General features: G+C 60.1%; 12 protein-coding genes. 7 read left to right on the top strand and 5 right to left on the bottom strand.

Going from position 1 to position 9675, the window contains the following annotated elements; all coding sequences use genetic code 11:
• From MPJ51_RS11290 to MPJ51_RS11275, 4 genes are all read right to left on the bottom strand, one after another.
• Nucleotides 1-359 (bottom strand): ATP-binding cassette domain-containing protein (locus MPJ51_RS11290; RefSeq protein ID WP_298386307.1); only part of this gene is annotated, 359 nt, incomplete at its 3' end.
• A gap of 3 nt (nucleotides 360-362) precedes the next feature.
• Complete coding sequence (locus MPJ51_RS11285; protein ID WP_298386304.1) at nucleotides 363-1436, bottom strand: iron ABC transporter permease; 1074 nt, start codon at nucleotides 1434-1436, stop codon at nucleotides 363-365.
• Entirely contained in the window at nucleotides 1433-2302 is an 870-nt protein-coding gene (locus tag MPJ51_RS11280) for an ABC transporter substrate-binding protein (protein ID WP_298386301.1), read from the bottom strand. The genes MPJ51_RS11285 and MPJ51_RS11280 overlap by 4 nt, the downstream gene beginning before the upstream one ends.
• Nucleotides 2302-3357: a ChuX/HutX family heme-like substrate-binding protein gene (locus MPJ51_RS11275; RefSeq protein WP_298386298.1), complete on the bottom strand. Its 1056-nt coding sequence runs from the start codon at nucleotides 3355-3357 to the stop codon at nucleotides 2302-2304. Before MPJ51_RS11275 ends, MPJ51_RS11280 begins: the two co-directional genes overlap by 1 nt.
• Nucleotides 3358-3582: 225 nt before the next feature.
• Here MPJ51_RS11275 and MPJ51_RS11270 point away from each other — a divergent pair, with 225 nt between their 5' ends.
• Genes MPJ51_RS11270 through MPJ51_RS11245 form a run of 6 tightly spaced genes read left to right on the top strand, consistent with a single transcriptional unit; the run spans nucleotide 3583 to nucleotide 8312 of the window.
• The gene (locus MPJ51_RS11270) at nucleotides 3583-5610 is read left to right on the top strand and encodes a TonB-dependent receptor (RefSeq protein ID WP_298386295.1); all 2028 of its coding nucleotides are present in this window, start codon (nucleotides 3583-3585) and stop codon (nucleotides 5608-5610) included.
• Nucleotides 5611-5630: 20 nt separating this feature from the next.
• Complete coding sequence (locus tag MPJ51_RS11265; RefSeq protein ID WP_298386292.1) at nucleotides 5631-6080, top strand: hypothetical protein; 450 nt, start codon at nucleotides 5631-5633, stop codon at nucleotides 6078-6080.
• A 4-nt stretch (nucleotides 6081-6084) separates the two neighbouring features.
• The gene (locus MPJ51_RS11260; RefSeq protein WP_298386289.1) at nucleotides 6085-6744 is read left to right on the top strand and encodes a MotA/TolQ/ExbB proton channel family protein; all 660 of its coding nucleotides are present in this window, start codon (nucleotides 6085-6087) and stop codon (nucleotides 6742-6744) included.
• The gene (locus MPJ51_RS11255; RefSeq protein WP_298386286.1) at nucleotides 6734-7105 is read left to right on the top strand and encodes a biopolymer transporter ExbD; all 372 of its coding nucleotides are present in this window, start codon (nucleotides 6734-6736) and stop codon (nucleotides 7103-7105) included. The genes MPJ51_RS11260 and MPJ51_RS11255 overlap by 11 nt, the downstream gene beginning before the upstream one ends.
• A complete protein-coding gene (locus MPJ51_RS11250) occupies nucleotides 7102-7497 on the top strand; it encodes a biopolymer transporter ExbD (protein ID WP_298386283.1) in 396 nt (131 codons plus the stop codon). The genes MPJ51_RS11255 and MPJ51_RS11250 overlap by 4 nt, the downstream gene beginning before the upstream one ends.
• Nucleotides 7494-8312: a TonB family protein gene (locus tag MPJ51_RS11245; protein ID WP_298386281.1), complete on the top strand. Its 819-nt coding sequence runs from the start codon at nucleotides 7494-7496 to the stop codon at nucleotides 8310-8312. The genes MPJ51_RS11250 and MPJ51_RS11245 overlap by 4 nt, the downstream gene beginning before the upstream one ends.
• Nucleotides 8313-8327: 15 nt before the next feature.
• Here MPJ51_RS11245 and MPJ51_RS11240 read toward each other — a convergent pair whose 3' ends face one another.
• Nucleotides 8328-9347, bottom strand: a complete 1020-nt coding sequence (locus tag MPJ51_RS11240) for a LacI family DNA-binding transcriptional regulator (protein WP_298386277.1) — start codon at nucleotides 9345-9347, stop codon at nucleotides 8328-8330.
• A 136-nt stretch (nucleotides 9348-9483) separates the two neighbouring features.
• On the opposite strand from MPJ51_RS11240, the gene MPJ51_RS11235 reads away from it, so the two are divergent.
• The gene (locus tag MPJ51_RS11235; protein WP_298386274.1) at nucleotides 9484-9669 is read left to right on the top strand and encodes a hypothetical protein; all 186 of its coding nucleotides are present in this window, start codon (nucleotides 9484-9486) and stop codon (nucleotides 9667-9669) included.
• Nucleotides 9670-9675 lie beyond the last annotated feature (6 nt).

Raw genomic sequence — 9675 nt, 5'->3', positions numbered from 1 at the left:
GCCAGATCGACATGGGCCAGAGCTTGCGATGGCAGGTGATCCTCCATCGCGGCCAACCCGTTGGCGAGGCCCAGACGGACGATTTCCAACACGCTGAAGGGGAAGGCGACCGTTGAAGCCTGCGGCAGAACCCCACGCATCGGGGCCAGTTCCCACGGTTTCAGCGTTGCAATATCCTGCCCGTTCAGGGTGACGGTGCCCAAGGCCGGGATATCCCCCGACAGCGCCTTCAGCAGGGTTGACTTGCCCGATCCGTTGGGGCCGATGATGGCCGTGACCTTGCCGGGTTCGGCGGTGAAATCGACACCATGCAGGATTTGCTTGCGCCCCAGTGTGACGCGGATGTTTTCAGCTTTCATGACTTACATCCCCATGGTGCCGTGACGCCGCAGCAGTATCCACAGGAACACCGGCGCGCCCAGAATGGCGGTGACGATCCCGATCGGCAGCTCTGCCGGGGCAACGACCACGCGGCTGATCATGTCCGCAAATAGCAGCAAGCTTGCCCCCAACAGGGCCGAGTTCATCAGCAGCCGGTGGTGATCCGGGCCGGTGGCCAGTCGCAACAGATGCGGCACGACGATGCCGATGAAACCGATGCCGCCAGACACCGCCACGGCGGCACCGGTTGCGGCGGCGACGGCCAGAATGGCCAGATTCTTGCTGCGCTGAACGGGGATGCCGATGTGATGGGCCACCGCCTCTCCCATCGCCATGCCGTTCAGGGCGCGGGCCAGAAATTGAGTGCTGATCACCGCGATCAGGATGATCGGCGCGGCGGTCATGACCTTGATCCAGGTCGCCCCCGCCAGTGATCCCATGCCCCAGAAGGTCAGGTCGCGCAATTGCTGGTCATCGGCCATGTAGATCAGCACACCCGAGACCGCCCCGGACAGCGCACCCAGTGCGATCCCGGCCAGCAGCATGGTCGCGACCGAGGTCTGCCCGCGTCGGGTCGAAACCCTATACAGGATCAGCACCGAGGCCCAACCGCCGAGAAAGGCGGAGATTGCGATCAGGCCGTTCCCAACCCATTCCTGGATGAAGATTGGCAGATAACTGCCCAGAATGATGGCGGATATCGCCCCCAGACTGGCCCCGGCGCTGACCCCGACGATCCCCGGATCAGCCAGCGGGTTGCGAAACAGCCCCTGCATGACCACACCAGACACCGCCAGCGCCGCGCCAACCAGAATGCCCATGACCAGGCGCGGCAGCCGAATGTCCAACAGCACGACCCGGTTCAGGTCCGACATCGCACGGCCCGCGAACAGATCGGCCAGCGCCGCCTGGACCGAGGCATCGGACGCCCCGACCGACACGCTGGCCAGACTGACCAGCCCCAGAAGCAGCACCAGCATCAGCGTGAACCGCCGGGCCGACACGCGTCGGTCAAGCGCCGTGCCCGTGGGCAGATGTTCGGTCGCGGCTGTCATAGGCCCCCGACCTGCTGCAATTCTCTGGACAGGTCAGTGATCGCGCTCGCCGTGCGCGGTCCGAAACCCAACAGGTAATTCCCCTTCATCCGCACCAGACGTTTATCACGACCAGCCGGGGTCAGAGCGATGGAGGGCAGCGCGAAAATCTCTTCGTCCGAGCTTACGTGATCGCCCGTCCGGGTCATCATCAGGATGACATCCGGGGCCGCAGCGGTCAGCGCCTCGGGCGTAATCGGCTTGAACCCTGCAACGTCACCGGCGGCATTCACACCTCCGGCCAGACGGATGATGCTGTCGGCTTGCGTGTCCGCGCCACCGACCATGACCCGACCGTCCTGCGCGGACAGGATGAACAGCACCCGCGCCGGGGTGTTGCCGGTCACCGCCTTGGCGGCGTTGTGGGCGGCGTCAATCTCGGCCCCGACCTGTTGGGCCAGTATCTCCGCGGCCTCGTCTTCATCCAAGGCAGCACCGACCGCCCGGATTTTCGCCAGAATACCGTCGCGGCTGAAATCATCCGGGATTTCGACGAATTCGACGCCCGCGTTTTGCAGGACCGAGATCGTCTCGGGCGGGCCGGACCCTTCGACCGACAGGATCATATCCGGCGACACCGACAACACACCTTCGGGCGCCAGGGCGCGCATGTAACCGATATCGGGCAGCTCTCGCGCCTCGGTCGGGTAGTTCGAGGTCCGGTCGCGCCCGACCAGCCGGTCTTCCTGACCCAGCGCATAAACGATTTCGGTCACTGATCCGCCAATGGCAATGATGCGGTCAGGCCGGGTGTCATCGGCCAATGCGATCTGCGCGCCGAAGGTCAGCGCCAGCAGAGTGGCGGTTTTGGCGAAGACGTTGCGCATCACGCGACCTCCGTTTCCAGCTTGGAGTGCAACCCGGCAACCAGCGCATCCCAGGCCGGACGATGATCGGTCTCACCGGTGCGGCGACCAAAGACCTGAAGGATCAGCCCGCCCTCGGCATCGAACGCCTCGACCGAGACAGCAGGTCCGCGTTGCGTCGGTTTGGACACCGCCCAGACCTCGGCAATATGATCGGATCGCAGATGCAGATTGAAGCGCGGATCAAGCACGTTGAACCACGGCCCCATCTGCTTGAGCTCTTGCACCGGGCCGCCATGGATTTCGATGCAGCCCCGGTTGCCGACAAAGACCATGACCTCAAGCCCCTGATCGCGCACCTGTTCGAACATCTGGACCACGGTATCCGGCTGCAGTTGCCGGACCAGCGGCTCCCCGGCGATGCGATAGGCACCCAGCCGGTTCATTTTCAGTTTGGAGGTCAGGCGCAGGAACTGATGCGTATCGGTCATCTTCGCCCATTCGGCGCGCAGGATATCGGCCTTGTCGGTGTTCGACTTCGCCGCCTCGGTCGGCGTGCGGGGCGCGACCTGTAGCGTTTGGGACTGATCCTTCAACGCCAGATCACCCACCAAGGCCTCCCAGGCGGTCAGATCCGAAGTTTCGCGGATAAAGATTTTGTGAACAGCGTCGCCCGCCGCATCAAACACCTGCAAGGATCGCCGCACACCATCCTTGGTCTCGCGTTCGACGGCGAAGGCGTGCACCCAATGGCTGGGGAACATCCGCAGATCAATCTCTTCGGTCAGCACCATCGCGGCATGGGTGCCAGAATGATAATTGTCATACTGCCCGATCTTTTCGATCACACAGGACGGGTTACGTGTCAGCGCCATAACCTCGCCCAACCCATTGAGACGGGGGAATATATCGTCCAGTTCTGCCGAGATGCGTGTGACATCGTGGCCAGTGAACGCAGCCACCAATTGCCCTTCGGCAATGCCCAGCGAATCTGCAAGATCGCGGTCCCGTTTGCCCGGCTGTTCCGCCCGGGCCGCACGTATCAGTTCCGGGGCCATAAGCACCTGTTCCATCATGGGTTTTCCCATCTTCTGAGTGGTTTTGAGACATGCTGGCCCGGCCCCTGAACCTGTCAGCGACCTGCTTGCGGATGTTGTCTGAACAACATGAATTTATGTTGACTAAAATAGTCAGCTTTATTAACGAACGCAAGCCACTCAAATTGGCGATTCTAAAAAAACACCAATAACTGAACGAATGCCAGCCATGTGCCAGCCCTCGTACGTATCGAAGGGACAGACATGCGTGCACAAACTCGACGAATTGGGCTGTTGGGGACGGCCTCTTGCCTGAGCATCATTGCGACCAGCGTCCTGGCGCAGGAGCAGGACCCGACGCTGGAACAGGATGACGGCTATCTCGGCACACTGGAGCTGGGCGAAAGCAAGCGCGAGATTCAGACGGATACCGCGGTTCCGATCACCAATATCGATCAGGAAGAAATCTATGACCGACAGGCCGGGACGGTCGCGGAACTGATTGACACGGTGCCGGGTGTGACGCTGGTGAACGGATCGACGCCGCAGGGTTCGGGCATCAACATTCGCGGATTCGGGGCCAACAGTACGTTTGGGACCGACCAAAAAGTTCTGATTCAGATTGATGGCGCAACGACCGGCTCGGAAGAGATTTATCGGATTGGTACACAGCTGTTTACCGACCCGGCGCTTTACAAAAGCGTATCGGTGATCCGGGGAACGGTCGGTTCGTTTGAGTTCGGCTCCGGTGTAGTCGGTGGTGCCGTTTTGTTGGAAACCAATGATGCGTCGGACTTTACCGGTGGGGAACCCGGCTTCCGCCTGCGCCAGACTCTGGAGGGTTCAAGCAACGGGAACGGGTTTACGTCATCCTCGATTCTGGCGTGGCAGCCGACGGAACAGTATGAATTCCTGCTGAACTATTCGTATCGCACGCAGGACAATCCGGACAACGGAAACGGCGATGTCATTGCGAACAGTGAGTTTTCGAACCCGTCTTACCTGGCAAAGGCGAAGTACTCCTTCGGCGACAGCCTCGAACATTCGCTGACCGCTTCGTGGCAGGATACAACATCCGACGACCGGGATGTTCCGTATGACACATTCAATACTGCCACCTTCGGCAATGTCGACAGGAGGTATGAGACCAAGGTTGGCATTCTTCGATATCAGTATCGCCCAGCGGACAACGACCTGATCGATCTGGACGTGAATCTGAGCTATTCGGATCAGGAAATCTTCAGCGAAGCCGTCAATGGACCTGACCCGCTTCTGGATGCGGATCACCGTTTCCAGACAACAAAACTGACGGTCAAGAACACGGCATTCTTCCGGACCGGTATTGTCGATCACGATCTCAGGGCAGGTGTCGAATACATCCACCGCGACCGGCTTGACGCCGATTCAGCCCCGGGTGGGACGGATCGCCGTTTCGCTATCTTTGCGGTCGATGATATGCGGATCGGGGATCATTGGACCATCACCCCTGCCCTGCGCTATGAAACCCAGACGATCGACGGCGATCCCAATCAACCGGCACCGGAAAATGGCACATTCGACCATGATGCGCTTATGGGTGGGCTGTCCGTCCGGTATGAGTTTGACAACGGATTTGCGATCTTTGGCAGCGGTGCCTACACCGAAAACTTGCCAATCATCGACGATCTGGAAGAACCCGGTCGCATCAACCAGTCCGAGAAATCCAGAACATACGAGGCCGGATTTTCTTACAACAAAGGGGATGTCTTCAGCTCTGGCGATGTTTTGCGGTTCAAGGTCAATCTCTATGATACTGAACTGACCGACATCACCTCCTATGTGACGACGGAGTTCATCCCTCCGTTCACGCTGGTGTTCACGCCTTTGGAACGGGTTGAAACACAAGGCGCCGAGATTGAAGCCTCTTACGCCCACGCCAATGGTATCTACGCGGACTTCAACGCCAACATTGTCCATGCAACGCAAACGGCAGACGATGGAACAATTGAGCGTTGGGGCAATGAGCCAGCAGATACCGCACGCCTTACCGTGGGAAAACGATTTGGCGAAACACTGGATGTCAGTTGGGAACTTGTCGGTTCGCGCGCAGGATTTGACGGGAATAACGATCCGATTGGCGGGTTTGGCGTAAGCAACCTTCGGGCGGGCTACTTCCCTCAGGAAGGCGTACTTCAGGGTTTCGAAGTCCGTTTTGGCATCGAAAATGTCTTCGACAAGCAATACCGGGGCAGCCTGTCCACTCGTGACGCTGTGGGCCGGAACTTCAAGCTGTCAGTCGCCAAAACCTTCTGATTCAAGTGAAAGGACCGACAATGACGAGAAGAACCAACAAAAATATCGTCCGGGCGGTCCTGCTTGCCCTGCCTCTGATCTCAGGGGCAGGGCTTGCCCATGCGGACGATGCCGGTGACAGCGCTGGCGTGTCCATCGAGCTCAGCGCGGCTGAGGTGCGGGGGCAAGGCTGTTTGCTCAGCTTTGTTGCCGAAAACGGCTCCGCGCAGGACATTACAAAAGTGGTGTACGAAACCGTCCTCTTCGGGGCGAAAGGAGAGGTTGCGCTGCTGACGCTGCTGGATTTCCAGGACCTGCCCGCCGGGCGGCCCCGGGTGCGGCAATTCCAGTTCGACACCGTGGCCTGCGACCAGATCAGCCGCATTCTGATCAACGGGGCCGAGACATGTGATCTGGACGGCGGCCCCGCCGACGTCTGCATCCGTGGGCTGAAGCTGAAAAGCCGTCTTGAAACCGAGATGATTGGATAGGGTGATGGCAGAGATACAAAAGACGCTGACGGGCATTCTTGAACTGGGTGGGCCGGTCGTGATGGTCCTGATCGCAGCCTCGATCGCGACCCTTGCGCTGGTTCTTTACAAGCTCTGGCAATACCGTGCGGCGGGCGTTGGTCGCCATATCGAACTGTCGCGCGCCATCGAAGCCTGGGACCGGCAGGACCGGGCAACGGCCGCAACTCATTTGGACAAAAGCCGCAGCTATCTCGCCCCGGTCATTCAGATGGCCCTGACAGGTGATGATCGCACCCTGTCCGAACGTGTCGATGCCGAGGCAGAGGCACGATTTGCCGAGTTGGAACAGGGTTTGAACGTTCTGGACATAGTGTCCCAACTGGCCCCGTTGCTGGGGCTGTTCGGCACCGTTCTGGGCATGATCGAAGCGTTCCAGACCCTGCAAGGGGCCGGGAATGCGGTTGATCCGTCGCTGCTGGCGGGCGGGATCTGGGTGGCCTTGCTGACCACGGCTGCGGGGCTGGCGGTTGCGATGCCAACCTCACTGATCCTGACCTGGTTCGAGGCGCGGATGACCCGTGAACGCATCTTTGCCAACCGTGCGCTCAGAACCGTGTTTGCGCCGGGACATACGAAGCCGGATCCGATGGAACCCTTTATCACTGTGATCCATGGCGCTTGAGCTGCGCAAGAAACGGCGCAAGCGCCTGTCAATGACATCGCTGATTGATGTCATCTTTCTGTTGCTGCTGTTTTTCATGCTCACCTCGACCTTTTCGAAATTCGGCGAGGTTGAATTGTCCACCGCCACTGCCGGTGGAACCAACAGCGATCCGACCATTCGGTTCATCAAGCTGGAATCCGCCCGGATATTGCTGGATGGCGCCCCGGTGGGGCTGGACCGGGTCGGGGCGGCGTTGCAGGCGGACAAACCGCAGGTGGCGCTGATCAGTCTGACGCCTCAGGTGACCTCGCAACAGTTGATCGAGCTGCTGGTGGCGCTGCGCGTGGTTCCGAAACTGCAAATGCAGGTCATGGGATGATGCAACTGAAACCCAAAGCGAAACGGATCAAAGAGCCGACGATTGCCCTGATCAATGTCGTGTTTCTGATGCTGGTCTTTTTCATGATCGCGGGCAGCCTTGCACCGCCGCTGAGTAACTCGGTGCAATTGGTCGACACGCAGGATCTGGACGGGCGCGAGCCGCCCGATGCGCTGGTCATCCGCGCGGACGGAGTGCTGGAATATCGCGGCGCGGAATTGACGGATGTCGAGGCGTATGTCGAACGCGCCTCGATCGATTTGCCGCTGGACGCGGTGCGCATCGTGCCGGACCGGGCGCTGCCTGCAGTCGCGTTGAAAAAAACTGGGGACGCCCTGCGGGCGCTGGGGGCGAAACAGATCTTCGTGGTCACCGAAAGGGGGCTGCAATGATCCCCCGGTCCCGCGCCATCGCCCTTGGGGCTATCCTTTTGGCCACAGCCGCGCATGGTCTTGCCCTGCATGATTTTTCAGAGCCGGACACCACGCTGTTTCAGGGTGGCGGAGACGCGCAGGTCGCGGCGTTGGGATCATCGTTCAAGGACTTTGCCGCCGGAACCGCGACCCCTGCCCCAGCAACAACACATCAGGACACGCAACAGCCAGATCAGTTGGACCCGGTGGAAAAACCCGTGCCGCAATCGCCGATTGTGACGCAACCGACGCCGCCTCAGAATACACCCACGGTCGCCATTACACCCAAGGCCCAAACAGCGCAAAAGCCGCTTGAACCGCAAGCCTCTGTGACACCGCAGCCCAAGGCGCAGAAGGCTGCAAAGCCGCCGGTGAAAGATACCCGACGGCCGGAACCGGAAAAGACTGATCAGACCGCCTCGCAACTGGGCAATTCGGCGAAGGATGCGAAAAAAGGCAGTGCGGCGGGCAAGACATCTAAGGGCGCGGCGACGGCACAGGCCAACAAACAGACCGCGAGTGGTCAAGGCAATGCCGCTGCCGACAACTACGCGGGAACGGTCATGCGCAAGATCACCCGCGCGCGCCGCAAAAGCGTTAAAATTCGTGGGGCAGTCTTTGTCTCCTTTCGCATCGCCGACAATGGCAACCTGCTGAGCGCCAGCATTTCGCGCAGTTCCGGTTCGAAACGGCTGGATCAGGTGGCGTTGGCGCAGGTCCGGGCTGCGGCGCCCTTCCCGCCTCCGCCAGAAGCAGCGCGGCGGGACTATACGATCAGGATTGTCGGGAAATGACCCGTGTGTCCGATCTCAGCCCGGCGCGGCAAGTGAGGTGCGCGTGACGATGCTGGTCTCCAACTGGATCGACTGACCCGACGCATTGCTTTCGATCATCTCGATCAGCCCGGCCGCCGCCTTGCGCCCCATCTCGCGATGGGGGACATGCAGGGTGGTCAGGGCGGGATGCACGATCCGGGCCAGTTCGATATCGTCAAACCCGGTGATCGAGACATCACCCGGCACCCGCAGGCCCATCAGTTCGGCCTGCCGCACCGCCCCCACGGCCAGAACATCGTTGCCGCACAGCACCGCCGAAGGGGGGTGATCGCTGGCCATCAACTGCCGGAATGCCTCGGCCCCGTTTTCGATCTCATAAGGGGTTTCGATGGTCATCAGCGTGTCAGGCGACAAACCGTTGGAGCGCATCGCGTCCCTGATCCCCTCGATACGCAGTCGGGCGCGGTCATTGCCCTGCGTGATGCCGGAAATTGTGGCGAGGCGCTTATGCCCCAGCCCGATCACCTCTTCCGCCAGCGCCTTCATCGCCTGCCGGTTGTCGAACCCGATCGAGGGCATGCGCTTTTCCGGGATAAAGGACCACGCCACCATCGCCGGAACCTTCTGCCGGTCGAGATAGTCGTAAATCCGGTCGTCCCGGTCATGACCGATCAGCAGCAGCCCATCGGCCCCGCGTGCGACCAGGGTCCTGATCTGCTCTTCCTCGACCTCGGGCTTATAGGCGGAACTGGACACCAGCAGCGTGTATCCGCGCAGGTGGATTTCCTCCTGAAACGCCTGCAACCCCCGGGCAAAAATGGCGTTTTCCATGGTTGGAATGATCGCACCGATGGTAAAGGACCGCTTGGCCGCCATCACCCGGGCCGCGAAATTCGGCGTGTATCCCAGCGCATCGACGGCGGACATCACCCGTTCCCGCGTGGCGGCGATCACCCGCTGCGGATCATTCAGACACCGCGACACGGTTGCAGTCGAAACGCCAGCCCTTTTGGCCACATCATCCAAAGTCGGCGCTGAACGAAGTTTTGACATTTCCGAACCTGCAATTCGCTTAAGGTACAACTCTAGCCGTTTCGCGGGTCAGATGAAAGCATCAATGTAAGCGCTTGCATTATTGATGTAAGCGCTTACAAATAGGTCAGAGCCGATTCTACTGGGAGTCCGGGAAATGTTTCTTGCTGCATCCGTCTTCGTGTTTGTCATCTATTTCGCAAACGTGGCGCTGGGTGCATTCGCAAACAGCGCGTTTCTTGGGGATGTAGGCGAGATGTTGGTTCTGTTCGCGGCGTCGATCCTGTTCGTTGTCGCAATTCTGAAAAAGGAGGCTGACCGCAAAGCCAAGGACGGCAGCTGAATTTCG

Origin of the sequence: Ruegeria sp. (assembly GCF_028066395.1) — a bacterium.
GTDB lineage: Bacteria > Pseudomonadota > Alphaproteobacteria > Rhodobacterales > Rhodobacteraceae > Ruegeria.
This window is presented reverse-complemented; position numbering and strand designations above follow the sequence as displayed.

Bases quoted from the DNA above. Each gene is read 5' to 3' on its own strand.
- MPJ51_RS11245 (WP_298386281.1), top strand. From the start codon at position 7,494: ATGATCCCCCGGTCCCGCGCCATCGCCCTTGGGGCTATCCTTTTGGCC.
- MPJ51_RS11260 (WP_298386289.1), top strand. From the start codon at position 6,085: ATGGCAGAGATACAAAAGACGCTGACGGGCATTCTTGAACTGGGTGGG.
- MPJ51_RS11250 (WP_298386283.1), top strand. From the start codon at position 7,102: ATGATGCAACTGAAACCCAAAGCGAAACGGATCAAAGAGCCGACGATT.
- MPJ51_RS11240 (WP_298386277.1), bottom strand. From the start codon at position 9,347: ATGTCAAAACTTCGTTCAGCGCCGACTTTGGATGATGTGGCCAAAAGG.
- MPJ51_RS11280 (WP_298386301.1), bottom strand. From the start codon at position 2,302: ATGCGCAACGTCTTCGCCAAAACCGCCACTCTGCTGGCGCTGACCTTC.
- MPJ51_RS11285 (WP_298386304.1), bottom strand. From the start codon at position 1,436: ATGACAGCCGCGACCGAACATCTGCCCACGGGCACGGCGCTTGACCGA.
- MPJ51_RS11275 (WP_298386298.1), bottom strand. From the start codon at position 3,357: ATGATGGAACAGGTGCTTATGGCCCCGGAACTGATACGTGCGGCCCGG.
- MPJ51_RS11265 (WP_298386292.1), top strand. From the start codon at position 5,631: ATGACGAGAAGAACCAACAAAAATATCGTCCGGGCGGTCCTGCTTGCC.
- MPJ51_RS11255 (WP_298386286.1), top strand. From the start codon at position 6,734: ATGGCGCTTGAGCTGCGCAAGAAACGGCGCAAGCGCCTGTCAATGACA.
- MPJ51_RS11270 (WP_298386295.1), top strand. From the start codon at position 3,583: ATGCGTGCACAAACTCGACGAATTGGGCTGTTGGGGACGGCCTCTTGC.
- MPJ51_RS11235 (WP_298386274.1), top strand. From the start codon at position 9,484: ATGTTTCTTGCTGCATCCGTCTTCGTGTTTGTCATCTATTTCGCAAAC.